This window comes from Micromonospora sp. NPDC051296 (assembly GCF_040682255.1).
Classification (GTDB): domain Bacteria; phylum Actinomycetota; class Actinomycetes; order Mycobacteriales; family Micromonosporaceae; genus Micromonospora; species Micromonospora craterilacus.
The window spans coordinates 15,362-40,751 of the sequence record NZ_JBFBAO010000013.1 but is presented as its reverse complement, the minus strand read 5'-3'; the positions used below and the strand labels follow the sequence as shown (position 1 = coordinate 40,751).

Genomic DNA, 25,390 nt, shown 5'->3' with positions numbered 1-25,390 from the left:
CGTCGACAACCTCGCCAACTGGATCGCCACCCGCGGCTACACCGCCACCAGCTGACCAACCCGAACAAGAAGCGTTAGGAAGGGGCCCTTCCTCTACACCAGGCGTTAAGAAGGGTCCCTTCCTTCCACCGATCCAACCGAACAACCACGAAGGGCCGACCCCAACCCGGGGTCGGCCCTTTGGCGTGCCCACCGAACGCGGCGCGGCCACCAGGTGCCTACCCGGGTCGGACGCGCCGGACGGCCCGCTCACCGGGCGGCCACCCGGCCGGGCCAGCCCCACCCGCCGCCGGGCGGCGATGGGATCACGCCGGGGTGAGGAACTCCAGCCGGTTGCCGTGAGTGTCCTCGGTGTGGAAGCGGCGCATCCCCGGCAGTTCGTCCCCGCCCCAGGTCACCGGGTATCCAGCGGCAGCCAGTCGGGCGGCGAGGGCGTCCAGGTCCGGCCGGAGCAGGGCGGGATGCGCCTTGCGGGCCGGGCGGAAGTCGTCCTCGATGCCCAGGTGCAGTTCGGCACCGTACCCACTGAACCAGCAACCGCCGCGGGCCGCGAGAGCCGGCGGTTTGGCCTGCTCGGTCAGGCCGAGGAGGCCGACGTAGTAGGCCCGCGAGCGGTCCTCGGAGCCCCGCGGGCAGGCCAGCTGAACGTGGTGGATCATGGTTGCACCTCCCGTCCACACGATGGCATCGGGTTGCACTTATAGCAAGACGGACGTACGGTTTTGTTGACAGCGAGAATCGGCGGTAAGTGTTGCCTAACCACGGCGGCGCTCCGGCCGGTGCGACAGACTGCTCAGGACTACTCACGGTCGCTGGTGTGAAGGAGTACGACGTGGCGAGCCTCGACACCTTCGGTGCGAAGACCCAGCTACGCGTCGGAGACGCGAGCTACGAGATTTTCAAGATCAGCCAGGTGGAGGGCCACGAGCGGCTCCCCTACAGCCTGAAGATCCTGCTGGAAAACCTGCTGCGGACCGAGGACGGCGCGAACATCACCGCCGAGCACATCCGCCAGCTCGGCGCCTGGGACCCGACCGCGGACCCGAACGTCGAGATCCAGTTCACCCCGGCCCGGGTGCTGATGCAGGACTTCACCGGCGTACCGTGCGTGGTCGACCTGGCCACCATGCGTGAGGCCGTCCGCGATCTCGGCGGTGACCCCACCAAGGTGAACCCGCTCGCCCCCGCGGAGCTGGTCATCGACCACTCCGTGATCGCCGACCTGTTCGGCCGGGAGGACGCCTTCGAGCGCAACGTCGAGCTGGAGTACACCCGCAACAAGGAGCGCTACCAGTTCCTGCGCTGGGGGCAGACCGCCTTCAACGAGTTCAAGGTGGTCCCGCCGGGTACCGGCATCGTGCACCAGGTCAACATCGAGTACCTGGCCCGCACCGTGATGGAGCGCGGCGGTCAGGCGTACCCGGACACCGTCGTCGGCACCGACTCGCACACCACCATGGTCAACGGCCTGGGCGTGCTGGGCTGGGGCGTCGGCGGCATCGAGGCCGAGGCGGCCATGCTGGGCCAGCCGGTCAGCATGCTGATCCCCCGCGTGGTGGGCTTCAAGCTCTCCGGCGAGATGCCGGCCGGCACCACCGCCACCGACCTGGTGCTCACCATCACCGAGATGCTGCGTAAGCACGGCGTGGTCGGCAAGTTCGTCGAGTTCTACGGCCCGGGCGTGAGCGCGGTGCCGCTGGCCAACCGGGCCACCATCGGCAACATGTCGCCGGAGTACGGCTCCACCGTGGCGATCTTCCCGATCGACACCGAGACGGTCCGCTACCTGGAGCTGACCGGCCGCGACCCGCAGCAGGTCGCGCTGGTCGAGGCGTACGCCAAGGAGCAGGGCCTCTGGCACGACCCGGCCGCCGAGCCGGAGTACTCCGAGCACCTGGAGCTCGACCTGGGCACCATCGAGCCCTCCCTCGCCGGTCCGAAGCGCCCGCAGGACCGGGTGCCGCTGGGCAGCGCCAAGACCCTGTTCCGCTCCGCGCTGACCGACTACGTCGCGGCCGACCAGACCGGCAGCGACGCCGACGCCCGCGGCGGCGTGCGCACCAACCCGCCGTACGGCACCGCCGGCCCGGCCGACGAGGCCAGCGCCGAATCGTTCCCGGCCAGCGACTCGCCGGCCAACGAGGTCAACGACCCGGCCGACGCCCCGCGCGACCTGGTGACCGCCGCCGTCGGCTCGGGCGGGCGGGCCAGCAACCCGATCCGGGTCACCGGCGACGACGGCGTCGAGTACGAGCTGGACCACGGCGCGGTGGTGATCGCCGCCATCACCTCCTGCACCAACACGTCCAACCCGCAGGTCATGATCGGCGCGGCGCTGCTCGCCCGCAACGCGGTGGACAAGGGCCTGAACCGCAAGCCGTGGGTGAAGACCACCCTCGCGCCCGGCTCCAAGGTCGTCATGGACTACTACGAGCGGGCCGGCCTCACGCCCTACCTGGAGAAGCTCGGCTTCCACCTGGTCGGCTACGGCTGCACCACCTGCATCGGCAACTCCGGCCCGCTGCCGGAGGAGATCTCGGCCGCGGTGAACGAGGCCGACCTCGCCGTCGTGTCGGTGCTCTCCGGCAACCGCAACTTCGAGGGCCGGATCAACCCGGACGTGAAGATGAACTACCTGGCGTCCCCGCCGCTGGTGGTCGCGTACGCCCTCGCCGGCACGATGGACATCGACCTGGCCAACGAGCCGATCGGCGAGGACAGCGAGGGCCAGCCGGTCTTCCTGCGCGACATCTGGCCGAGCACCGCCGAGATCCAGGACGTCATCGCCTCGGCGATCGGCGCCACCGGCTTCAGCGCCGCGTACGCCGACGTCTTCGCCGGTGACGAGCGCTGGCAGTCGCTGCCGACGCCGACCGGGGACACCTTCGCCTGGGACGGCGAGTCCACCTACGTCCGCAAGCCCCCGTACTTCGAGGGCATGCGGCGCCTGCCGGCGCCTGTTCTCGACATCGGTCCGGCCAGGGTGCTGGCCAAGCTCGGCGACTCGGTGACCACCGACCACATCTCCCCGGCCGGCTCCATCAAGGCCGACTCCCCCGCCGGCGAGTACCTCGCCGGGCACGGCGTGCCGCGGCACGAGTTCAACTCGTACGGCTCCCGCCGGGGCAACCACGAGGTGATGATCCGGGGCACCTTCGCCAACATCCGGCTGCGCAACCAGCTGGTCCCGGGTGTGGAGGGCGGCTTCACGGTCAACCACCTGACCGGCGAGACGACCTCGATCTACAACGCCTCGATGACGTACCAGGAGGCCGGCGTCCCGCTGGTCATCCTGGCCGGCAAGGAGTACGGCTCCGGCTCGTCGCGGGACTGGGCGGCCAAGGGCACCATGCTGCTGGGCGTCAAGGCGGTCATCGCCGAGTCGTACGAGCGGATCCACCGCTCCAACCTCATCGGCATGGGCGTGCTGCCGCTACAGTTCCCGGTCGGGGAGAACGCCGATTCGCTGGGGCTGACCGGCACCGAGACGTTCACCATCACCGGGGTGACCGCGCTCAACGACGGCTCGATCCCGCGTACGGTGCGGGTCGCCACCGACGGCGGCCTGGAGTTCGACGCGGTCGTCCGGATCGACACCCCCGGTGAGGCGGACTACTACCGGCACGGCGGCATCCTGCAGTACGTGCTGCGCCGCATGATCGCCAACTGACGTACCACGGCCGAAGGGCTCCTTCCCGCGCTCGCGGGGAGGAGCCCTTCGTCATCTGGAGGTACCCGGCGTCGGGGGTTGTCGGCCCAGGGTCACCCGACGCGGCGGCGGGCGTCCCGGAGCTTCAGGGCGTGCTCCACCAGGCTGATGAGCACCTCCTTGGCCGACTCCCGTTGCCGGGCGTCGCAGAGCAGCACCGGCACCTCGGGGTCGAGGTTCAGTGCGGCCTGCACCTCGTCGAGCCGGTACTGCCGCGCCCCCTCGAAGCAGTTGACCGCGACCAGGAACGGCGTGCCCCGTTCCTCGAAGTAGTCGATGGCGGGGAAACAGTCGGCCAGCCGCCGGGTGTCCGCCAACACCACCGCGCCGATCGCGCCGAGCGCCAGCTCGTCCCAGACGAACCAGAACCGGTCCTGGCCCGGGGTGCCGAACAGGTACAGCACCAGGTCGTCGCCGATGGTGATCCGGCCGAAGTCCATCGCGACGGTCGTGGTCCGTTTGGCCTCGACGCCGGAGATGTCGTCGATGCCGACTCCCGATTCGGTCAGCACCTCCTCGGTCCGCAACGGGCGCGTCTCGCTGACCGCGCCGACCAGCGTGGTCTTGCCGGCCCCGAAGCCGCCCGCGACCAGGATCTTGATCGCTGTGGGCAGAGTGGTCGCACCCGGCGGCCGTTCAGAGTGCCCGTAGTCCATTGATAACCGCCTCGAAGATGCTGTGGTCGGGAACGCCGACCGCGCGGTGCGGCTCCCGGATCTGTACCAGGTTGCGCGCCACCAGGTCGCCGAGCAGGACCCGCACGGTGCCCACCGGCAGGTCCAGATGTGCCGCGATCTCGGCGACGGACTGCATCCGCTGGCACCGGCCGACGATCGCCAGATGCTCCGGGCCGAGCCCGATCTCCGGAGAGACGTCCCTGCGGGTCGCCGTCACCAGGGAGATCAGGTCGAACGTACCGGTGACCGGTCGGGCCCGGCCGCCGGTCACCGCGTACGGACGAACCACCGGACCGGCATGGTCGTCCACCCACTGCTGGTCGGCGGACTTCCCCTGCCCCGCCATCCGGGTTACTGCTCCCAGTTTGTCTGCTCGGCTGATCGTGACGGCGACGCGACGTACTTGCCGACCCGGGTGACCAGCATGGCCATCTCGTACGCGATCAGCCCCACGTCGGCGTCCTCACTGGCCAGAACCGCGAGGCAGGCGTTGCGGCCGGCGGCCGTAACGAACAGGAACGACGACTGCATCTCGATGATCGTCTGCTGCACCTGCCCACCACCGAACCGCTTGCCCGCGCCCCGGGCCAGGCTCTGGATGCCGGCCGCCATCGCCGCCAGGTGCTCGCCGTCGTCGCGGCTGAGCCCCTGCGAGGAGGCCATCAGCAGACCGTCACCGGACAGCGCGACCGCGTGCTCGGCCTGCTTGACCCGACCGACCAGGTCATCCAGCAACCACGTCAGGTCGGCACTCGAAGCCGTCTTCTGCGCCACTTCGTCGTCCTCTTCTCCCCGGCTCTACGCCGTGCTCATCTGGGACTGACCGGCGGTCGCCCGGTATCGCCGGGCTCCCGAACTCGGTCAGGTCGCCTGTTGGTCAGCGTCGCCGGACTCGTCCGCGTCACGCCGACCGCCACCATCGAGCAGACGGGCGGCGTCGGAGCGTCCGCGCCGGGTGCCCGTCTGGTACGAACTCATCATGCGTCGAACCTGTTCGGGTTCGCGGAGGACGTCGTCGCCCTCCGCCACGTCCTCGCGCTCGGCCCGCAGCGCCGGCGCGAGGCTGGCCTGCCGGACCCGGACTGGCAGGCCCGACTCGGTACGGGTCGGCTCGACCTCGGCCGCCGCGGCACCACCCGACTCGGTCCAGGCCGCTGCGGTGCTCGACGGCGGGGAACCGGCCGTGGTCACGGCGTCAGCCGGCTGACTCCCGTCCGCGTCCACGTCGGCGGGTCGCCGCGACGGCCGGGTCACCCCGTCCCCACTCGGCGTCGAGGTGATCGGCAGCTCGATCGGGATGGTCGGGCCGTCCAGTGCGGGATGTCCCGGGCGGCGCCGCGACCTGGTCGGCAGCCCGGTGCCGCCGGTGCCACCGGCGGGTCCGAGGTGAACCTCCATTGGCGCGTCCCCAGTGCGTTCGACGGCGCCGTCCTGCTTGCCGACCACGGTGTCGGCTTCGGCCGGGGCACGGGGTGCGGGAAGGGCCACCGGCGCGGCCGTCCGCTCACCCGGACCGGCCGGAGCCGGCCCGGTGGCCGGGGCCGAAGTTTCGGCCCGGATTTCGCTCAGGTCGCCCGGCTCCGCACCGTCGGCGATGATCAAGGTACTCGGAATCAGCACCACGGCGGTCGTCCCGCCGTACGCGGACTCCTTCAGCTGCACCCGCACCTCGTGCCGGTCGATCAGCCGGCTCACCACGTAGAGCCCCAGCCGGGACGCGTCGGCGAGGTTCAGCTCGGCACGGTCCACGATCCGGTGGTTGGCTGCGGCGAGGTCCACCTCGGTCATGCCCAGACCGCGGTCCTCGATCTCGATGGCGTACCCGTTGGCGACCAGTTGCCCGCGCACCTCCACGCTGGTGTGCGGCGGGGAGAAGGACAGCCCGTTCTCGATCAGTTCGGCGAGCAGGTGGATCACATCGCCGACCGCCCGCCCGGCCAGCGACACCCCGCCGATCGGGAGCACGGTGACCCGGCTGTACTCCTCGATCTCGCCGACCGCGCTGCGGATCACGTCCACCATGGGCACACTGCGCTGCCAGGCACGGTCGGGCGTGGAGCCGCAGAGCACGATCAGGTTCTCCGCGTTGCGCCGCATCCGGGTGGCCAGGTGGTCGACGCGGAACAGGTCCTCCAGTTCCTCCGCGTCGTGCTCCCGCCGCTCCATCGAGTCCAGCAGGGTGAGCTGGCGATGCACCAGCGACTGGTTGCTCCGGGCCAGGCTGAGGAATACCTCGCGGACGGCACGCCGCAGCTCGGCCTGCTCCACCGCGGTACGGATGGCGGTCTCCTGCACGGCGTTGAAGGCCCGACCCACCTGGCCGATCTCGTCGGCACCGAACTGCAGCGGCGATGTCTCCTTGGCGACGTCGACCTTCTCGCCGCGGCCGAGCCGCTCCACCACGCTCGGCAGCCGCTCGTCGGCGAGTTGGAACGCGGCGTCGCGCAGCCGTTGCAGCTGTTGCGCCAGCGCACGCGCGGTGGTGGCCGAGGCGACCACCGAGACGATGACCGCGAGCAGGCCGAGACCACCAGCGAGCACCAGCCGGACGATGACGCCGGCCGCGACCGGGGTGGCCCGCTCGACGAGGTCGTCACCACCGGCCAGCACGACGTCGCCGATCTCGATCAGCGAGGGGCTGGTGGTGTCGGCCCACTCCTTTGCGGTGAACGGCGGCCGGGAGTTACCGGGGCCGAGCATGATCTGGTTCTCCAGCTCGGCCAGCCGGCGGAAGTTCGGGCCGGCGATCAGCTGCGCGTAGCGACGCTGATCGGCGTCCGGCAGGCGGATGACCGCCTGCTCGGCGACGAACCGCCGGGCGCCCACCACCCGGGCGAACTCCGCCCGCTCGGCCGGGGTGATTCGGCCGGCGGCCAGCACACCGGCGAGCAGGGCGTCCTCCTGGGACAGCAGCTCCCGGGCCCGGTTGAGCCGGATCAGCTGGGTGGTGTCCTCGGCGACCTCGTCGTCGTCGAGATTGCCGAGCTCGTGGTAGATCTGGTAGATCGACTCGATCAGCTCGGTGAACGCCCTCCCGGCCTCGCTGCGGCCGATGTTGCGCCCGTCGACGGCGGTGCGGGTGTCCCGCAGCGTGTCCAGTCCCCGATTCAGCTCCGTGACGCGCTCGCGCAGGTCCTCGCTGCCGAGTAGGCTGACCTGCCAGTTGTCGGCCGACTCGGCGAACTCGGCGGCCAGTTCGTCGGTACGCTGCCGCAGCTGTTCCAGCTCACCCCGCTGCGCCTCGGCCGGCCGCCCCAGGTACGCCAGCGAGGTACGCCGTTCCAGCTGCAGTTGCAGCAGCAGCGGCTCGCTGGGGTCGAACACCCGCCCGTCGAGCGCCCGCACGCCGACCAGGTTGACTCCCTCTCGGACGGTTACCCAGGCGGTGAATCCCCAGAGTGCCACCAGCAAGACCAGCAGGGCCACGACCTTGGTACGCAGGTTTGAACTGCGGGAGTTCATCGCACCGTCCCTGGCCGTTAACTAGCTGATCGGTCAGTCAGGAAGGCGTCACACGCACCGACCCCGGCGCACGCTAACAGCGTCGCAGCAGCAACTCAAGCGCTCGTGATCATGCCCTGGTCGCCCCGGGGCGGCGCTGCGCCGGCCCGCCGCTCGGGCCCGGCACGGTCGGCACGAACGCGAGCTACCGCGCCGCGAGCAGCGCCGCCCGAACGATCAGCACCGGCCCGTAAAGCCCCTTGTCGCACCACAGTGGCGGATGCTCCACCAGGTCGGCGCGGTGGTGCGAGAGCGCCCGAGTTGTCGACCAGCCGCAGGATCCGCCGCGCCGGGCCGCCCCCATGAGCCACCGTACCGAGGGCCCCGGCGATCTACACCCTGCACCGTCGGGCCGTTCCGCCGCGTCGCCGGGTTCACCGGGGGGAATGCGGGCGCGGCCCGCCTCGCTGTGCCAGGCTCAGAGGCATGGACGACAAGACCATCCTGAGCCGGATCTCCGATCTGGTCGACGAGGAGCACCGCCTGCGCGCAGCGGCGCAAGCCAACGAGGCGGGCACCGACGACGAGGCCCGCACCCGGCTGCGTGAGCTGGAGGAATCCCTCGACCAGTGCTGGGACCTGCTGCGCCGGCGCCGCGCCGCCCGGCAGGCCCACGGCGACCCCGACGCCCAGGGGGCCCGCCCGGTGCCCGAGGTCGAGCGGTACCTGCAATGAACGAGCGCCGCGTGACGGCGTGAGCCCAGGGGCTCCGGGCGGCGGTCCACCCGCCACCCGGAGCCCGCTGGTCAGCGCAGGCCCGCCTCGCGCGACAGCGCCTCGGTCAGCGCGGCCGGGTCCACCACGTTCGGCGGCAGGCCGCGGGCCGCGAACCAGGTGGCGACGACCTGGACGTCCCGGGCCAGGAAGTCCCGCCCCTGCGGGTTCGCCACCACGTCGACCACCTGCGGCAGGTCGATCAACACCAGTCGCCCCGCGTGCACGAGCAGGTTGTACGGCGACAGGTCGCCGTGCGCGTACCCCGCCCGAGCCAGCACCACCAGGGCCTCGACCAGCTGCCCCCACAGCTCACGTAGCTCGGCCGGGGCCGGGCGTAGTTCGGCCAGCCGGGGTGCGGCCCGTCCCTCGTCGTGATCGCCGAGGAACTCCAGCATCAGCTCGGTGCCCCGCAGCTGCACCGGGTACGGCACGGCCACGGTGCCGTACCGCTCGCCGATCTCCCAGAGTCGGGCCAACGCGGCGAACTCCGCCGCCGCCCACTGCCCGGCGATCATCTGCCGACCGAACGCCGTCCGGCCGGCCATCGCGCGCATCTCCCGCGACCGGCGCACCCGGCGCCCTTCCAGGTACCCGGCGTCGCGGTGGAAGAGCCGGTGCCGAGGATCGCGGTAGCGCTTCGCCGCGAGCAGGCAGGACCGATCGGTGCCGGGGACGGCCCGGCGGACCAGGTGGACGTCCGCCTCCTTGCCGGTCTTGAGCACCCCGAGTTCGGTGTCCTTCGCGGCCAGCTCGGTGACCAGCCAGTCCGGGTGGGGTTGCGGACCGTGCACGGCATCGTCCCAGGACGACCAGACCGCACCGGTGTCCGGTTCGGGTTCGTCGTCGGGGTCGGCCGGGGCGGGTCCGGAGGCCCGGCCGTGCTTCAGGAAGTGTGGTTCGTCGTCGTCGAAGCGGCGCCTGCCGCGGGCCCGGCGCTCTGGCGCCGGGAAGTCGTGATCGCGCACTGCGCTGGTCGTCCCTTGTTCGAGGTTGATGGAGGCAGGAAGTGACCTGCGAAGACGGCCATGACCGACCCCCTCTCCTCGACCGGACGCGCGCCCGGATGCACGATGCGACGACCATGCTCGCGGCGACGACGCGCCGGGTCAACCGGTTTTACGGTTCAGGCACCCATGGCGGCGGCGACCGCGGCGATCACCGTGTCGACGGTCGCGGTCGGCGCGAAGCGGGTGTCCGTCCAGGGCCGGCCCCGGTGCAGCCAGATGCTGGGCAGCCCGACCGCGGTGGCGCCGCCGATGTCCGCCTCCGGGCCGTCACCGATCACCCAGGCGCCGCGCAGCGGCATCCGGACCCGCTGGGCGGCCAGTGCGAAGATCCTGGGGTTGGGTTTGCTGACCCCAGCCTCCTCGGAGATCACCCAGTCGGCTACATACCGGTCCAGCCCGGTGCGCCGGATCTTGGCGTCCTGCAGGCGTACCGCGCCGTTGGTCACCACCACCGGCATCCAGCCGGCGTCGTCGGCGATCCGCAACGCACAGGCGACCAGCGGGTCGAGCCGGGTGAACTCGACGACCCCGTCGTGCAGTTCCTCGACCAGGTCGATGGAGGGAATGCGCAGCCGGTAGCGGTCCCGGATGGCGTCGGCGACGTCCCAGCGGTCGGTGAGCCCGTCGGCGTCGATGGACAGCAGCCATTCGAGGTCGTTCGGCGGGGCGCCGATGCCGTCGAGGAAGCGCTCTGCCCAGGTGCGGAACGGCCCGGCCCGGTCGAGCAGGGTGTTGTCCAGATCCAGCAGGAGCAACGGCACTCGGGAACCCTACGGGAATCCGGTACCCCGCCGACAGGGCCGCAGGTTACGCGCTCGTGTCAGGCTGGCACCGACGCCCGGGGTGCCCCCTGGCGCGGCAGCCGGTCGCGCAGCATCGAGTGCGCCGCCCGGGTAGCCGCCAGGGCCGCCGGGTCGAGGACGGCGACCAGCACCTCCTCACCGGCGTCGGCACCCCGGGCCAACGGTCGGCCCTGCGGGTCGTAGATCGCCGCCCCGCCGTTGAACCGCCACGGGTCCGTGCCGCCGACCGAATTGGCGAAGGCCACGTACATCGTGTTGTCGAGCGCCCGCGCGGCGTAGTAGAGGTCGCGACGGTGTTCGGAGCCGACCAGGTAGCCGCTGGGGCAGAGGTAGCCGTGCGCCCCGTCGTCGGCGGCGGCGCGGCCGTGCTCGGGGAAGCAGCCGTCGTAGCAGATGCCCAGACCGAGCCGCCAGTCGTCGACCAGCAGGGTGGCACCGCGCAGGCCAGGCTGAAACAGCTCCCCCTCCCCGCCCCAGAGCTGCTGCTTGTCGTACCCCACCCGGATTACGCCGGCACCGTCGACGACCAGCGCCGAGATGCACCGGCGCGCCTCGGGATGGCGGACCGCGGCGCCGACCACGACGGCGACGCCGGCGCTCGCGACGGACCGCAGCGGATCCAGCCGCGAGTCATCCACCCGCCCCGCGGCGTCGGCCGCGACGTCGGTGCCGGCGGGGTCGGCGGCCAGCGTCGGCGGATGGTACGCGGGCAGGAAGAGCTCTGGCAGCACCACGACCCGGGCGCCCAGCTCGGCGGCCCGGCGGGCCAGTCGAGCGGCGGTGACGGCGTTGCCGGCCACGTCTCCGGGGACCGGCTCGGCCTGGACGACGGCCACCGTCAGTGGCGCGGACGGCAGGGGGAAGGTGGGCGGCGGCACCGCCAGATCCTAACCGGGCCGGCAATACCAAGCCGTACGTACGGTTTGCGTTACCCGGTGTGAGCTGACACGATCGCGATGTGCCCAGAGTAAGTCAGGATCAGCTCGATGCCCGCCGGCAGGAGATCCTCGCCGCCGCGCGGGCCTGCTTCGCCCGGCATGGCTACGAGGGCGCGACCGTCCGCCGCCTCGAGGAGGCGACCGGGCTGTCCCGGGGGGCCATCTTCCACCACTTCCGGGACAAGGATTCGCTCTTCCTCGCCGTCGCCGAGGACGACGCGGCGGCGATGGTGGAGACGGTCGCCCGCAACGGTCTGGTGCAGGTGATGCGTGACCTGCTCGCCCGCGCGATCTCCCCGGACACCACGGGCTGGCTGGGCAGCCAGCTGGAGGTGTCCCGGCGGTTGCGTACCGACCCGGCCTTCGCCAAGCGGTGGGCCGAGCGGTCGGCGGCCATCGCCGAGGCGACCCGGGAGCGCCTGTCCCGGCAGCGGGAGGCCGGTGTGCTCCGCGACGACGTGCCGATCGACGTGCTGGCCCGCTTCCTCGAACTCGCCTACGACGGCCTGGTGCTGCATCTGGCGATGGGACGCCCGGCCGGCGACCTCGGCCCGGTGCTCGACCTGGTCGAGGAGGCCGTGCGCCGGCGCTGACGCGTCAGGTAACGACGAGATAACTGGCCCCCTGCGGGACCAGGTTGCTGGCGTCGCCGCTCCACAATGAAACCGCGTCTCCCCTCGCGCGACAGGAGCAGGCCATGATGGGTCTCGCAGCAGATTTCGACACCTGGGGCGTCCCGAGCCGGACCTTCCTCATCTTCTACCTGGTGGCGACCGTCGTCCTCGTCACCGGTGTGCTGATCCACCGCCGGGCGCTGCTGGCGGGCCGGTCCGCGCCCCCTGCCGACCAGCTCGGCCCGCAGCAGGTCGCCTACCTCAACGGTGGGGAGGACCTCGCGGTCTGGACCTCGCTGAGCACCCTGCGCAGCCAGGGCTCGATCGGGGTGCAACCGGACCGCCAGCTGACCACCGAGGGCCCCCTGCCGCCTGGGGCCACCCCGCTCGACCGGGCCGTCCACTACGCCGCGGCCCAGCACACGACCGCCCGGCAACTGCGCGGCACCGAGTGGGTCGACCGCGCCCTCGTCGAGCTGCGCGACGGGCTGGACCGGCGAGGTCTGGTGGTCGGTCCGAACCGGCGCACCGCCCTGCGTATGGGCCCGCTGCTGCTGGTCGCGTTGCTGCTGCTCGGCGTCTTCCGGATCGTCGCCGGGCTGGCCAACGACCGTCCGGTCTGGTACCTCGTACTCATCGTCTGCGGGCTCGCGGTGGTCACCACGGTGCTGTTCGTCCGGGTGCCCCGGCGGACCCGGGCAGCCGACGTCGCGGTCCGGAGCCTCCGCCAGCGAAACCGCCACCTCGCGCCGGCCTCGCACCCCGCGTACGCCGTCTATGGCGCGGCCGGGCTGGCGATGGCCGTGGCGCTCTACGGCACCGCCTCACTCTGGGCACTGGACCCGACCTTCGCCCAGCAGGCCGAGATCCAGCGTCAGGCGATGACGGGCGGCGGCACCAGCACGACCAGCAGCTGTGGCAGTGGCAGCACCGCGGGTGCCAGCTGCGGCAGCAGTTGCGGAGGCGGTGGTGGCGGCGGTGGCGGCGGGGGCTGCGGCGGGGGCGGGTGCGGCGGATGACCGGCCCGCACGGGGTAGGCATCGGCTGGCGGCCGGAGATCGCCGGGTTCGTCGCCGAGCTGCCCGGCCTGCGCTTCGTCGAGGTGATCGCCGAGGCGGTGCCGGCCGCCGGTCCGCCGCCGGACGGGCTGGTCGAGCTGCGGGAGCGCGGCGTGACCGTGGTACCGCACGGGGTACGACTCTCCCTCGGCGGCGCGGAGCCGGTCGAACCGGCCCGGGTTGCCCACCTGGCGGCGGTCGCCGACCTGCTGGCGGCCCCGCTGGTCAGCGAGCACATCGCCTTCGTCCGGGCCGGCGGGCTGGAGGCAGGGCATCTGCTGCCACTGCCGCGCAGCCGGGAGGCGGTCGACGTGGTCTGCGCCAACGTCGCCCGGGCACAGTCGGAACTGCCCGTACCGATCGCGCTGGAGCCGATCGCGGCCCTGTTCGACTGGCCGGACGACGAACTCGACGAGGCGGCGTTCCTGAGCGAGATCCTGGAGCGCACCGACGCGCTGCTGCTGCTCGACATCGCCAACGTGCACGCCAACGCCCGCAACCGGGGCACCGACCCGCTCGCGCTGCTGGACCGCCTGCCGTTGGAGCGGGTCGCGTACCTGCACGTCGCCGGTGGGGCCGAACAGGGTGGCTTCTACCACGACACGCACACCGACCCGGTTCCCCCGCCGGTGCTCGACCTGCTCGCCGAACTGTGCGCCCGGCAGCGCCCTCCGGCGGTGCTGCTGGAACGCGACGGGCACTACCCACCCGCCGCCGAGCTGCGCGCCGAGTTGGACGCCGTAGCCGCCGCCAGCGGGTTCCCGGTGGTGACATGAGCACCGCCGGCACCGATCCGGCGGCACCCGCCGGGGATACGCCGGGATCGCTGGAGCACCGGCAGGCGGAGCTGGTGGCGGCGTTGGTCGCTGGCGGCCCGCTGCCGCCGGGATTCACTCCCGCCCCGCTGGCCGCCGCCCGCGCCGCGCTGCTGCGCAAGCGCGCCGGTGAGGTCGCCCGGCACTGGCCGCTGCTCGCCGCCGGGCTCGGCGCTGATTGGCCGGCGGCCTTCATCGAGTGGGCGGCGGACCGGCCCACCAGCGGTGGCCTGCGCGACGGCTGGGACCTGGCCCGCGCGCTGCACGCCCGCGACGCGCTGCCGGCGCTGGGCGCTGAGGAGCTGGCCGTCCGGGAGGCGGCGTTCCGCTACGACGGGCAGCGCGCCCCGCGCCCGCGCCGGGCCCCCGCCGTCGGCCGGGCCGGCAACGCCGTCGCCGTGCAGTTCGCCAGCCGGGTACGCCTGCTACGCCCGCCCCGTTGAAAGGAAGGGCCCCTTCTTAACGCCTCCGGTAGAGGAAGGGCCCCTTGTTAACACCCTCCCCTCCGTCCGAACGGAAGCCGGGCGGGCCCGGGATGTCGCGCCGGGGCCAGCTGCGGCAGGATCGGTGGCATGGATCTCGGACTGACCGATCGGGTGTACGTGCTGACCGGCGCCTCCCGTGGGCTCGGCTACGCAACCGCGCAGTGCCTCGTCGCCGACGGCGCCCGAGTGGTGCTCTCCGCCCGGGACGCCGACGCGGTGGCCGCCGCCACGGCCGGCCTCGGCGGTCCGGATCGGGCCGTCGGCGTCACCGCCGACCTGGCCGACCCGGCCACGCCTGGGCTGCTGGTGGACGCCGCGCAGCGCCGCTTCGGCCGGCTCGACGGCGCCCTGGTCTCGGTGGGCGGCCCGCCACCGGGCACCGCCGCCTCGGTCGACGACGAGCAGTGGCGGCAGTCCTTCGAGACCGTCTTCCTGGGCAGCGTGCGTACGGTGCGCACGGTCGCGGCCGCGCTGCCCGACGGCGGCGCGATCGGGCTGGTGCTCTCCACCTCGGCGCGCGGCCCGGTGCCCGGGTTGGGCATCTCCAACGGGCTGCGTCCGGGCCTGGCCGGCGTCGCCAAGGACGTCGCCGACGAGTACGGCCCGCGCGGCGTACGGGTGATCGGGCTGCTGCCGGGGCGGATCCTGACCGACCGTAACCGGGAACTCTTCGCCGCCACCGGCGACCCCGTTCGGGCCCAGGCCGAGGCGGAGGCCGGCATCCCGCTGCGCCGCATCGGCGACCCGGCCGAGTTCGGTCGGGTGGCCGCCTTCGTGCTCTCCCCCGCCGCGAGCTACCTCACCGGGGTCACCATCCCGGTCGACGGCGGCGCGCTGCGCGGCCTGTGACCGCCTCGCCGGCACCAGACCGCAACCCGCGCCCGCGCCGCGACGAGCGGACCCACCAGCCGGCCCGCGACGAACCGACGGCCCGCCACCAGAACTGCGACGAACCGGCGGCCCGCCACCAGAACTGCGACGAACCGCCGGCCCGCCGGAACCCGCGTCCGAGCCGGGAGGAACTGGCCGCGGCGGCCGACCGGACCCTGCCGGATCTCATCTCCGCCGGGCTGGACGTGCTCTTCGTCGGGATCAACCCGGGGCTGTGGTCGGCGGCGACCGGCTGGCACTTTGCCCGCCCCGGCAACCGGTTCTGGCCGGCCCTGCACCGGGGCGGGTTCACCCCGCGCCTGCTGCACCCCAGCGAGCAGGACGAACTGCCCGGGCTCGGGCTCGGCATCACCAACCTGGTCGCCCGGGCCAGCGCCCGGGCCGACGAGCTGACCGCCGCCGAACTGGTCGCCGGCGCGCAGGAGCTGGCTGGCAAGGTGGCCCGGTACCGGCCCCGCTGGGTGGCCGTGGTCGGGGTGACCGCGTACCGGATCGGGTTCTTGCGGCCGAAGGCGACCTTCGGCCCGCAGCCGGAGCCGCTGGCCGGCGCCCAGCTCTGGGTGCTGCCCAACCCCAGCGGCCTGAACGCGCACTACACCCCGCCGACCCTCGGCGCGGCCTTCGCCGAGCTGCACGAGGCGGCTCGGCGGGAGTGAGCCGCCGGCGGCGTCCGTGACACGGGGCGACGGTGTCAGGCGAGCGCCCGCTCCGTCGTGGCCGGGGCGTCCCAGTCGATGGTGTAGCGCTGCTCCGGGCCCAGGGTCTTCTCCGGCTTCATCGCGACCTTCATCAGCATCCGCATCATCACCGGCATCACCACCCGGCCGACCGGTCCGGGTGCCTTGGCGTGGTTGATCCGGGCCGCGCGGGCGGCGATCCCCTCCACCCGGGCTCGGCGCAGCCGCTCGTACGTGGTGAAGGCCGCCGGTACGTCGGGCAGGTCGCGCAGGCAGCGGGCGAGTTGCACGGCGCTCTCGATGGCCAGCGACGCCCCCTGCCCGGAACTGTTGGACGGCGCGTGCACCGAGTCGCCGACCAGCACCATCCGGCCCCGGTGCCAGTGCGGCACCGGCGGCATGATGTGCAGCGATCCGGAGACCTGCAACCCGGCCGGGTTGCTGCTGCGGATCAGCGCGGCACCGGGGTCGTCGTCGCCGTACGCGTCCCACAGCCGGTGCAGCCAGTCCTCGGAGGACACCGCCCGCGCCTCGGCCAGGCTCATCGGCCGGTCCTGCGGCAGGTTGGCGCCCCAGCGGGTGCCGCCGCCCGGCTCGGACCAGTAGAGGTAGTAGCCGCGCCGGCCGAAGGTGAAGGTCATCGTTCCCGGCTCGACGTCCACGGTGTGCGCCGCCACCGATTCGAAGCCGAGCACGCCGGTGTATCGCGGCCCCGGCGCGTGCGGGTCGATCAGGTTACGCACCGTGGAGTGCACCCCGTCGGCGCCGATGAGGATGTCGGCGCTGGCGGTGCTGCCGTCGCCGAACTCGGCGGTGACCCCGGTGGCGGTCTCCCGTGCGCCGGTCAGCCGCTTGCCGTGCACGATGGGGATGCCCTCGGCGGTCGCCCGTTCGTGCAGCACCCGGTACAGGGCGTTGCGGTGGACCACGCGCAGCGGCGGGGCACCGGCCAGGACGGGCAGGTCGACACGGTTGGCGCCGATCACCAGCGCGGTGCGGTGCATCGGCGTGGCGGCGTCGGTCACCGCCTGGTCCGCGCCGACGATCCGCAGGGCCGCGACGCCGTTGGGCGCCAGCGCCAGCGTGCCGCCGATGCCGTCGGCGGTGCTCGGGTACGCCTCGTACACGGTCGCCGCGATGCCCGCCCGGTGCAGCGCGAGCGCCGCGACCGGGCCGGCGATGCCGCCGCCGATGATGATGGCTGTCCGTACGTCGGTCATTGGTCCTCCCTGGGACTCGGTCCGGTGCATGGCGAACCGCCCTGGGTGGGAACCCGGCTATCCTCGATGGTTGCCGCCTCGTGCCGAGCGCCTGCCCAGGTGTGGTTCGAGGTAAGGGCCCCGGCGCGGTGTTGGCGCACCGCGCCGGGGCCGCGTCGTTATTCGGATGGCTCGTCGGGAGTGCTCGTCCTTTCCGCGAGTGCGGCCAACTCGGCCGGGATCTCGCCGGTCTCGTGGAACGCCCGCCACTGGTCGAGCCCGGGGAAGGTGCCCGAGTCGAAATCGGCGAGGACGGTGCGGATCCAGGCCGCCTCGGCCTCCCGCATCGCCAGGTCGTACTCGGACTCGATCAGGAACAGCCGGGGCACCTCGGTGGAGTGTCCGGCAAGTTCGGCTCGGGCCGCGGTTATGTTCTCGACCACCTGCCTCAGCCGCTGCCGCAGCAGATCGGCGGCCTCGTCGGGGTGCACGGCGGCAAGGACCGACAGGCCGGCCCGGAACCGCGGGTACTCGGCCATCGGGGTGGCGAGCAGTTCGCGTGCCCAGTCGACCAGTTCGGCCCGGCCGGCGTCGGTGATGCGGTAGACCGTGCGCTCGGGGCGCCGGCCGGCGCGCACGCTCTCCACGGCCGTGATGAAGCCGTGTTTGTCGAGGTTGCCGACGACCGTGTAGAGCGACCCCCACTTGATCGGCATGTCCTGGTCCTTGCCCCAGCCGCGCAGCGCCGAGGCGATCTCGTAGGGGTGCATCGGTCGGTGCACCAGGACGGAGAGCACGGCCAGCGCCATCAGATTGTTGACCTTGCGACGCTTGGCCATCCGGCATCTCCTCGCACCCGATTACTCGCAGCCGAGTATACCTCCACGAGTAACCGCCGCAATCCTCGTTCTGACAGCGGACGGACCGGGGTCCACACCTGCGCCGGTGCGATCAGCACGAAGGGCACCCGTCCGAAGATCGGGTGCCCTTCGTGTTGACCGGCCGCGTCTACCGGCTACCCTCGCCGCCCTTGATCCCCTCGACGAATGCCGCCCACCCACCGGTCGTGAAGATGAGCGCAGGGCCCCCGGGATCCTTGCTGTCCCGTATGGCGATCATGTGTTGGAGGTCGGCAGCCTCCAGGCAGTTGCCGTTCGCGCCACTCCGGGTGCTCTTACGCCATGTCACGTCGCCCAGGTCTGGCGCGTCCACCTGCAACACCTTCCTTGCTATCTCTTCTCGATCAACTTTGAGATCAACATCTGACTGTCGGCGGTGTTCAGCGCAGCAGCTCGCAGCTGGTCGAACATCTCGGCGTAGCGGCGCACGTCGGCTTCCTTCTCCAAGAACAACGCGCCGGCCATGTTCTCGATGTACACCAACTCCGGATCGGCGGCGTCGGGAAAGTCCATCACGGCAAACGCACCGTGCATCCCCGCATGGGCGCCCACCTTGTACGGCAGCACCTGAAAGGTGACGTGCGGCTGGCTGGTCACGTCGAGCAGATGCCGCAACTGCTCGTCCATCACCTGCTCGCCGCCCACTTGGCGGTGCAGCACAGCCTCGTCAACGATCGCCCACAGCTTGAGCGGGTCGTCCTTCGTGATGGACGCCTGCCTCTGGGCGCGGGTATCCACGCGCTGTTGCACTTCGTCGCCGCTGGTGTAGGGCAAGCTTGCCGTCACCACCGCTCGCGTGTAGCCCTTGGTCTGAAGCAGGCCGGGCACGAACAGCGACTCGTAGTTGCGCACACTCCGGGCCTCGGCCTCGAAGCTGATGTAGGTGGTGTATTCCTCCGGCAGCTCGGCTTCGTACGCCTGCAGCCAACCGAGCTGGGTGGCCTGCCTGGACAGGTCGAGCAACGCGGCGCGGCGGGCCGCGTCAGTTACACCGTAGTGATCCAGGAGCGCGAGCAGCGTCCGCTTTTGCGGTCGGGCCTTGGCCGTCTCGATCCGGTAGAGCGTGGCGAACGGTAAGTGTCCAAGGTCTCGGAGGTTCTCCGTGATCCCTTCGTGCGGTCAGGTCGACAGGGCCGGCGCGCAGTTGTCGTGCCAGCGGCAACCGGGATGGCCCTCGAACTAGCCGGGGGCGCCGGGATCGTGTTGCCGCGCCGGGGCCGGTCGGCGGCCGCGTGCGGAACGGCGTAGATCTTGGTACGTTCCCGCCCCGCGGCGGGCCGCAACGTACCAAGATCTCGGCACCACGCCGTCAGTTGGCGGCGGCGGGCGGCAAAGCCTCGTCGGCGACGTACTCGCGGGTCGGGATGACCACCGGCTCCGGACCGGTGGCGGGGACGTGCGGGGTGGGCGAGTCGGCCACCGCGAACTGGGTGCGGTACAGCTCGGCGTAGAGGCCGCCGACGGCGACCAGCTCGGCGTGGCGACCCCGCTCGACGATCCGGCCCTCGTCGAGGACCAGGATCTGGTCGGCGTCACGGACGGTGGACAGCCGGTGCGCGATCACCAACGCGGTACGCCCGGACAGCGCCACCGACAGCGCCCGCTGCACCGCCGCCTCGCTCTCCGAATCCAGGTGTGCGGTCGCCTCGTCGAGGATGACGATCGACGGCGCCTTGAGCAGCAGTCGGGCGATGGCGATGCGCTGCTTCTCGCCACCGGAGAAGCGGTAGCCGCGCTCACCGACGGTGGTGTCCAGCCCGTCGGGCAGGGCGCGGACCAGGTCGGCGACCTGCGCACCCGCGAGGGCCGCCCACAGCTCGTCGTCGGTGGCGTCCGGCTTGGCGTAACGCAGGTTCTCCGCGATGGTCTCGTGGAACAGGTGGGAGTCCTGGGTGACCACGCCGATCTCGTCGCGCAGCGATTCTCCGGTGGCGTCGCGCACGTCCACCCCACCGACCAGCACCTGCCCGTCCGTGACGTCGTAGATGCGGGAGATCAGCATGGACAGCGTCGACTTGCCGGCGCCGGACGGGCCGACCAGGGCCACCATCTGCCCGGGCTCGACCCGGAAGGAGACGCCCTTGAGGACCGGTTCGTTGACCGTACGGTCCAGCGTGGCGACCTCCTCCAGCGAGGCGAGGGAGATCTCCGCCGCGCTGGGGTAGCGGAAGCGCACGTCGCGGAACTCGACGGTGCCCGTGCCCTGGGGCACCGGCACCGCGTCGGGCCGCTCCTGGATCGCCGGCTTCAGGTCGAGCACCTCGAAGACCCGGTCGAACGAGACCAGCGCGCTCATCACGTCGACGCGGACGTTGCTCAGCGCGGTGAGCGGGCCGTAGAGGCGGGTGAGCAGCAGCGCGAGGGTCACCACGGTGCCGGCGCTGACATCCCCGGTGACCGCCAGCCAGCCACCGAGGCCGTAGGTGAGCGCCTGGGCCAGGGAAGCCACCAACAGCATCGCGACGAAGAAGGTCCGCGAGTACATCGCGGACTGGATGCCGATGTCGCGAACCCGCTCGGCGCGCTGGGCGAACCGGCCCGCCTCCGCGTCCGGCCGGCCGAACAGCTTCACCAGCAGCGCGCCGGCGACCCCGAACCGTTCGGTCATGGTCGCGTTCATCTTGGCGTCGAGGTTGTACGACTCGCGGGTGATCTCGGCCAGCCGCCGGCCGACCCGCCGGGCCGGGATGATGAACACCGGCAGCAGCACCAGCGAGAGCGCGGTGATCTTCCAGGAGAGGGTGAACATCACGGCGGCGGTGAGCACCAACTGGATCACGTTGCTGACCACGCCGGACAGCGTCGAGGTGAACGCCCGCTGGGCACCCAGCACGTCGTTGTTGAGCCGGCTGACCAGCGCGCCGGTCTGGGTGCGGGTGAAGAACTGCAGCGGCATCCGCTGCACGTGGTCGTAGACCCGGGTACGCAGGTCGAGGATGATGCCCTCGCCGATCCGCGCCGAATACCACCGCTGGGCGAGCGAGAGCAGCGCGTCGGCGACCGCGAGCGCGGCGATGAACAGGGCCAGCCGGATCACCAGCGCGGCGGCCTCGGGGCCGCCCCGGGTGATCGCGTCGATCACGTCGCCGGCGAGCAGCGGGGTGGCCACCCCGATCACCGCGGCGATGATCACGGTCAGCAGGAAGATGACAATGTCCCGCCGGTAGGGCTGGGCGAACGCCACGATCCGCCGGGCGACCCCGCGTTGCAGCCGGTGGGTGGAGACCTCGTCGCGGCTGCGCATCGACCGGAGCATGCTCCAACCGCCCATGCCGCCAGCGGCCATCGGGTTGGACACGCACACCTCCGGATCAACAGGCTCGGCACACCGTCGGGTCAATTCTCCCGACGACTACGACAACCTTGCGAGTAACCCGGATCTTCCCGAACGGTCCTTACTATTCGCCCCGCCCGGCGAGATCGTGCAACCGCCGGGTCTGCGCCTCCCGCTCGGCCCGCTGCTGCTCGGCGTGGGTACGCCCGGCCGCACCGGCGAGCAGGGCCTTGATCTCCACCACGGCGTCCCGGTGGTGGGCGAGCAGCCCCGCGGTGAGATCCCGCACGGCGTCGTCCAGCTCGGTATTCGGCACGACGAGGGTGGCCAGGCCGATCCGGTCCGCCTCGGCGGCGTCCATCCGCCGGCCGGTGGCGCAGATCTCCAGCGCGCGGGCGTAGCCGACCAGCTCGACCAGGCGCTTGGTGCCGGCCAGGTCCGGCACCAGGCCCAGCGTGACCTCGGCCATGGAGAACTTCGCGTCCTCGGCCAGGACCCGCAGGTCGCAGGCGAGCGCGAGTTGGAAACCGGCGCCGATGGCGTGCCCCTGCACGGCCGCAACGGAGATCACGTCCGGGCGGTGCAGCCAGGTGAACCCGCCCTGGAACGCGGCGATCCGGTCGGCGCACTCCGCTTCGGGCAGGGCGGACAGCTCGGCGAACGAACCTGGCCCGGTGGCACCCGCGACCGACAGGTCGAGGCCGGCGGAGAAGGCGCGCCCCTCACCTCGCACGATCACGACGCGCACGTCACCGGGCAGGTCCCGGGAGAAGTCGCTCATCGCGCGCCACATCGCCGGGGTCTGCGCGTTGAGTACGTCGGGCCGGCACAGGGTGACCGTGGCTACCGGCCCGTCGCATTCCAGCCGGACCCCGGTCGCCTCGGCGGTCACCGGGCGGCCCGGGTCACGGTAGTGGTCGACAACGCTGACGGGCGGGTCACGCCTTCTTGCGACGCCGGGCCCCGCCGCGCTGCCGCAGCTGCACCCCGGACTCGGTGAGCACCCGGTGGATGAACCCGTAGGATCGGCCGGTCGAGGCCGCGAGCGCACGGATGCTTTCTCCCCCGGTGTACCGCTTGACGAGGTCCTTGGCGAGCGTCTGACGCTCGGCTCCGACGATCCGGCGACCCTTCTCAGTGCTGGTGGCTGTGCCAGTGGCTGCCATGCTGTGTCCTCACGTCCCAGACTGTGCGGTTCGGATACGGTCCCACCTATTAGACCGCCTCGAACGATCATGCGCCAGATATCAACTATTCGCCAACCGACACGCTATGCAATGTCAGCTTCCCGATAGGTGACGCTGGCGACCCGTCGCGATCTGATCGCTCTCCGCTACCGACAGCGGCCCGCCTCAGGCCAGCTCGACCAGTTCGAGCAGGTCGTCGCTCCAGGCGTCCTCGTCACCGTCGGGCAGCAGGATGGCGCGGTCGGGCTTGAGCGCGAGGACCGCACCCGGGTCGTGGGTGACCAGCACGATCGCCCCCGGGTAGCGGGCGATGGCATCCAGCACCTGCTCCCGACTGACCGGATCCAGGTTGTTGGTCGGCTCGTCCAGCAGCAGCACGTTGGCGCCGGAGCAGACCAGCGTGGCCAGGGCCAGCCGGGTCTTCTCGCCGCCGGAGAGCACCCCGGCGGGCTTGTCGACGTCCTCGCCGGAGAAGAGGAATGCCCCGAGGATCTTGCGCAGCTCGGTGTCGGTCTGCTCGATCGAGGCGGCCCGCATGTTCTCCAGCACGGTCCGCTCCACGTCCAGCGTCTCGTGCTCCTGGGCGTAGTAGCCCAGCCGCAGCCCATGACCGGGGAGGACCTCGCCGGTGTCCGGCTTCAGCAGGCCGCCGAGCATCCGAAGCAGGGTGGTCTTGCCGGCACCGTTGAGCCCGAGGATGGCCACCCGGGAGCCCCGGTCCACCGCCACGTCAACGTCGGTGAAGATCTCCAACGAGCCGTACGACTTGGACAGGCCGGTCGCGGTCAGCGGGGTACGCCCGCACGGGGCCGGGGCGGGGAACCGCACCTTCGCCACCTTGTCCGAGACGCGTACCTCCTCCAGGCCGGACATCAGCCGCTCGGCCCGGCGGGCCATGTTCTGCGCGGCGACGGTCTTGGTGGCCTTGGCCCGCATCTTGTCCGCCTGCGCCATCAGCGCGCCGGCCTTCTTCTCGGCGTTGGCCCGCTCCCGGCGCCGGCGCCGCTCGTCGGTCTCCCGCGCCTCCAGGTACGCCTTCCAACCCAGGTTGTAGACGTCGACCACGGACCGGGTGGCGTCCAGGAACCAGACCTTGTTGACCACCGACTCCAGCAGGTCACCGTCGTGCGAGATCACGATCAGCCCGCCCTTGTGGTTGGCGAGGAAGCCGCGCAACCAGGTGATCGAGTCGGCGTCGAGGTGGTTGGTCGGCTCGTCCAGCAGCAGGATGCCGCCACCGTCGTCAGCGGCGTCGCGGAACAGGATGCGGGCCAGCTCGATGCGGCGGCGCTGGCCGCCGGAGAGGGTGCCGATGGTCTGCGCGAGGGCCCGGTCGGGCAGCCCGAGGTTGGCGCAGATCCGGGCCGCCTCGGCCTCGGCCGCGTACCCGCCGAGGGCGGCGAACTGGTCCTCCAGCGCGCCGTAGCGGCGGACCAGCCGCTCGTCGCCGCCATCGGCGAGCTGTGCCTCCAGCTCCTTCATCTGGGCCATCAGCAGGTCCAGGCCGCGGGCGGAGAGCACCCGGTCCCGGCCGGTGACTTCCAGATCGCCGGTACGCGGGTCCTGCGGCAGATAGCCGACGGTGCTGCGCCGGTCGACCTGCCCGGCGTACGGCTGACCCTCGCCGGCGAGCACCTTGAGGGTGGTGGTCTTGCCGGCGCCGTTGCGGCCGACCAGGCCGATCCGGTCGCCCGGCTGCACCCGCAGGGTCGTGTCGGACAGCAGGATCCGGGCGCCGGCGCGCAGTTCCAGGCCGCTGGCAGTGATCATGTCGGGGTACTCGCTCTCGGGATCCGGAGGGCTGACTCAGGGCACACGAAAGCGCCGGCGAGTCCCGGTGGACCCGTCGGCGCGGGGCGTTCAGCCTTCGCAGAGCAGCACGGGTCAATTGTAGCGGGCCGCGACTGGCGGCCATCGCGGATTACCGACCAAGATCGTCGGGTACCGTCTCGCCGTCCGGACCGCTACCCGGCACCGCGACCACCACACTGATCATCGACTGATCGGGGTCATCATGGAGCTGAACGAGAACGCGCGGATCGACACCAGCCAGGTGGACGACCGGCGAGGAACCGGCGGAGGCGGCGGGCTGGGCATCCCCATCCCGATCGGCGGCGGGCGCGGCGGCATCGTCGGGATCGTCATCGCCGTGCTGGTCGCCCTCGTCGGCGGGGGCCTCGGCCTGAACGTCATGACCGGTGGCGACGAACCACAGGGCGACAATGCCTCGCTGGAGCAGCGGTGCGCGGCCGAGGACGCCCTGGACCAGCTCGACTGCCGCAACACCCTCTACGTCAACTCGATCCAGGCGTACTGGCGCACCGCCCTGCCGCAGGCGCTCGGCGAGCAGTACCGCCCGACCCGTACCGTCTTCTTCAGCCAGGCCGTGAACACCGCCTGCGGCCCGGCCGACTCCGGTGTCGGCCCGTTCTACTGCCCGGCGGACTCGCTGGTCTACATCGATCTTTCGTTCTACCGGGTGCTCGCCGAGCAGCTCGGCGCCGCCGGCGAGTTCGCCCAGCCGTACGTGCTGGCCCACGAGTACGGCCACCACGTGCAGAACCTGCTCGGCACCAACGAACAGGTCCGCCGCGCGCAGCAGCGCGACCCGGGCAACGCCAACCGGCTGTCGGTACTGCTGGAGCTACAGGCCGACTGCTACGCGGGCGCCTGGGCGCGCAACGCCACCGGCACCGCCGACGGCAGCGGCCAGAAGATCTTCAAGAGCATCACCGAGCGGGACATCGCCCAGGCCATCGACACCGCGGAGAAGATCGGCGACGACGCGATCTCGAAGCGGGCGAATCGCCCGGTCAACCCGAACGAGTTCACCCACGGTTCGTCCGCCGACCGCAAGCGGTGGTTCAGCCGGGGCTACGAGACCGGCGACCCGGCCTCCTGCGACACCTTCCGCAGCGGACAGTGACGGGGCCGGAACC

The 25,390-nt window shown here is 71.8% G+C and carries 25 protein-coding genes and 1 pseudogene; 9 read left to right on the top strand and 17 right to left on the bottom strand.

The features are described 5' to 3' along the window. Positions 1-305: 305 nt before the first annotated feature. Complete coding sequence (locus tag AB0M52_RS02925; RefSeq protein ID WP_363948041.1) at positions 306-659, bottom strand: VOC family protein; 354 nt, start codon at positions 657-659, stop codon at positions 306-308. A gap of 158 nt (positions 660-817) precedes the next feature. Here AB0M52_RS02925 and AB0M52_RS02920 point away from each other — a divergent pair, with 158 nt between their 5' ends. Further along, on the top strand, positions 818-3,670 hold the full coding sequence (locus tag AB0M52_RS02920) for an aconitate hydratase (protein WP_363948038.1): 2,853 nt from the start codon (positions 818-820) through the stop codon (positions 3,668-3,670). Between the two features lie 92 nt (positions 3,671-3,762). On the opposite strand, the gene AB0M52_RS02915 is transcribed toward AB0M52_RS02920, so the two are convergent. The 5 genes from AB0M52_RS02915 to AB0M52_RS02895 all read right to left on the bottom strand — a co-directional run bounded on the left by AB0M52_RS02915 (position 3,763) and on the right by AB0M52_RS02895 (position 8,191). After that, positions 3,763-4,365, bottom strand: a complete 603-nt coding sequence (locus AB0M52_RS02915) for an ATP/GTP-binding protein (RefSeq protein ID WP_363948035.1) — start codon at positions 4,363-4,365, stop codon at positions 3,763-3,765. Beyond that, positions 4,346-4,732: a DUF742 domain-containing protein gene (locus AB0M52_RS02910; protein ID WP_363948033.1), complete on the bottom strand. Its 387-nt coding sequence runs from the start codon at positions 4,730-4,732 to the stop codon at positions 4,346-4,348. Before AB0M52_RS02910 ends, AB0M52_RS02915 begins: the two co-directional genes overlap by 20 nt. A gap of 5 nt (positions 4,733-4,737) precedes the next feature. Beyond that, entirely contained in the window at positions 4,738-5,160 is a 423-nt protein-coding gene (locus tag AB0M52_RS02905) for a roadblock/LC7 domain-containing protein (protein WP_363948031.1), read from the bottom strand. 87 nt (positions 5,161-5,247) lie between these two features. Continuing rightward, complete coding sequence (locus AB0M52_RS02900; protein WP_363948029.1) at positions 5,248-7,848, bottom strand: nitrate- and nitrite sensing domain-containing protein; 2,601 nt, start codon at positions 7,846-7,848, stop codon at positions 5,248-5,250. Positions 7,849-8,032: 184 nt separating this feature from the next. Further along, complete coding sequence (locus AB0M52_RS02895) at positions 8,033-8,191, bottom strand: hypothetical protein (RefSeq protein WP_363948027.1); 159 nt, start codon at positions 8,189-8,191, stop codon at positions 8,033-8,035. Positions 8,192-8,313: 122 nt separating this feature from the next. On the opposite strand from AB0M52_RS02895, the gene AB0M52_RS02890 reads away from it, so the two are divergent. Beyond that, the gene (locus AB0M52_RS02890) at positions 8,314-8,562 is read left to right on the top strand and encodes a DUF2630 family protein (RefSeq protein WP_363948024.1); all 249 of its coding nucleotides are present in this window, start codon (positions 8,314-8,316) and stop codon (positions 8,560-8,562) included. 71 nt (positions 8,563-8,633) lie between these two features. On the opposite strand, the gene AB0M52_RS02885 is transcribed toward AB0M52_RS02890, so the two are convergent. From AB0M52_RS02885 to AB0M52_RS02875, 3 genes are all read right to left on the bottom strand, one after another. Then, on the bottom strand, positions 8,634-9,569 hold the full coding sequence (locus AB0M52_RS02885) for an RIO1 family regulatory kinase/ATPase (protein WP_363948021.1): 936 nt from the start codon (positions 9,567-9,569) through the stop codon (positions 8,634-8,636). 158 nt (positions 9,570-9,727) lie between these two features. Then, a complete protein-coding gene (locus AB0M52_RS02880; RefSeq protein WP_363948019.1) occupies positions 9,728-10,372 on the bottom strand; it encodes an HAD family hydrolase in 645 nt (214 codons plus the stop codon). Positions 10,373-10,431: 59 nt separating this feature from the next. Next, the gene (locus AB0M52_RS02875; protein ID WP_363948016.1) at positions 10,432-11,292 is read right to left on the bottom strand and encodes a carbon-nitrogen hydrolase family protein; all 861 of its coding nucleotides are present in this window, start codon (positions 11,290-11,292) and stop codon (positions 10,432-10,434) included. 80 nt (positions 11,293-11,372) lie between these two features. Between AB0M52_RS02875 and AB0M52_RS02870 the strand changes: the two genes are divergently transcribed. The 6 genes from AB0M52_RS02870 to mug all read left to right on the top strand — a co-directional run bounded on the left by AB0M52_RS02870 (position 11,373) and on the right by mug (position 15,871). Beyond that, positions 11,373-11,945 carry a helix-turn-helix domain-containing protein gene (locus tag AB0M52_RS02870; RefSeq protein WP_363948013.1) on the top strand — a complete coding sequence of 191 codons (573 nt, stop codon included), beginning with the start codon at positions 11,373-11,375 and terminating at the stop codon, positions 11,943-11,945. A 104-nt stretch (positions 11,946-12,049) separates the two neighbouring features. Next, on the top strand, positions 12,050-12,985 hold the full coding sequence (locus AB0M52_RS02865) for a TIGR04222 domain-containing membrane protein (RefSeq protein WP_363948010.1): 936 nt from the start codon (positions 12,050-12,052) through the stop codon (positions 12,983-12,985). Beyond that, entirely contained in the window at positions 12,982-13,800 is an 819-nt protein-coding gene (locus tag AB0M52_RS02860; RefSeq protein ID WP_363948007.1) for a DUF692 domain-containing protein, read from the top strand. The genes AB0M52_RS02865 and AB0M52_RS02860 overlap by 4 nt, the downstream gene beginning before the upstream one ends. Then, positions 13,797-14,282 (top strand): hypothetical protein, encoded by a 486-nt coding sequence (locus AB0M52_RS02855; protein ID WP_363948004.1) that lies wholly within the window; start codon positions 13,797-13,799, stop codon positions 14,280-14,282. The genes AB0M52_RS02860 and AB0M52_RS02855 overlap by 4 nt, the downstream gene beginning before the upstream one ends. A gap of 129 nt (positions 14,283-14,411) precedes the next feature. After that, on the top strand, positions 14,412-15,173 hold the full coding sequence (locus tag AB0M52_RS02850; protein WP_363948002.1) for an SDR family oxidoreductase: 762 nt from the start codon (positions 14,412-14,414) through the stop codon (positions 15,171-15,173). A 173-nt stretch (positions 15,174-15,346) separates the two neighbouring features. After that, positions 15,347-15,871 (top strand): G/U mismatch-specific DNA glycosylase, encoded by a 525-nt coding sequence (gene mug / locus AB0M52_RS02845; protein WP_363948047.1) that lies wholly within the window; start codon positions 15,347-15,349, stop codon positions 15,869-15,871. A gap of 35 nt (positions 15,872-15,906) precedes the next feature. Here mug and AB0M52_RS02840 read toward each other — a convergent pair whose 3' ends face one another. The 8 genes and pseudogenes from AB0M52_RS02840 to AB0M52_RS02805 all read right to left on the bottom strand — a co-directional run bounded on the left by AB0M52_RS02840 (position 15,907) and on the right by AB0M52_RS02805 (position 24,221). Further along, positions 15,907-17,112 carry an NAD(P)/FAD-dependent oxidoreductase gene (locus AB0M52_RS02840; protein WP_363948000.1) on the bottom strand — a complete coding sequence of 402 codons (1,206 nt, stop codon included), beginning with the start codon at positions 17,110-17,112 and terminating at the stop codon, positions 15,907-15,909. 158 nt (positions 17,113-17,270) lie between these two features. Continuing rightward, positions 17,271-17,930 (bottom strand): PadR family transcriptional regulator, encoded by a 660-nt coding sequence (locus tag AB0M52_RS02835; RefSeq protein ID WP_363947998.1) that lies wholly within the window; start codon positions 17,928-17,930, stop codon positions 17,271-17,273. 169 nt (positions 17,931-18,099) lie between these two features. Further along, positions 18,100-18,303, bottom strand: coding sequence for a DUF397 domain-containing protein (locus AB0M52_RS02830; RefSeq protein ID WP_363947996.1), 204 nt, complete (start codon positions 18,301-18,303; stop codon positions 18,100-18,102). A gap of 17 nt (positions 18,304-18,320) precedes the next feature. Then, positions 18,321-19,058: pseudogene (locus AB0M52_RS02825) on the bottom strand (DUF5753 domain-containing protein); the annotation flags it as partial. A gap of 241 nt (positions 19,059-19,299) precedes the next feature. Then, positions 19,300-21,276 carry an ABC transporter ATP-binding protein gene (locus AB0M52_RS02820; protein ID WP_363948045.1) on the bottom strand — a complete coding sequence of 659 codons (1,977 nt, stop codon included), beginning with the start codon at positions 21,274-21,276 and terminating at the stop codon, positions 19,300-19,302. A 112-nt stretch (positions 21,277-21,388) separates the two neighbouring features. Further along, complete coding sequence (locus tag AB0M52_RS02815) at positions 21,389-22,156, bottom strand: enoyl-CoA hydratase/isomerase family protein (RefSeq protein ID WP_111215360.1); 768 nt, start codon at positions 22,154-22,156, stop codon at positions 21,389-21,391. Between the two features lie 46 nt (positions 22,157-22,202). Then, entirely contained in the window at positions 22,203-22,430 is a 228-nt protein-coding gene (locus tag AB0M52_RS02810; protein ID WP_007072022.1) for a helix-turn-helix domain-containing protein, read from the bottom strand. Between the two features lie 186 nt (positions 22,431-22,616). After that, the gene (locus tag AB0M52_RS02805) at positions 22,617-24,221 is read right to left on the bottom strand and encodes an ABC-F family ATP-binding cassette domain-containing protein (protein WP_363947993.1); all 1,605 of its coding nucleotides are present in this window, start codon (positions 24,219-24,221) and stop codon (positions 22,617-22,619) included. Positions 24,222-24,465: 244 nt separating this feature from the next. On the opposite strand from AB0M52_RS02805, the gene AB0M52_RS02800 reads away from it, so the two are divergent. Next, a complete protein-coding gene (locus AB0M52_RS02800) occupies positions 24,466-25,377 on the top strand; it encodes a neutral zinc metallopeptidase (protein WP_363947990.1) in 912 nt (303 codons plus the stop codon). Positions 25,378-25,390 lie beyond the last annotated feature (13 nt).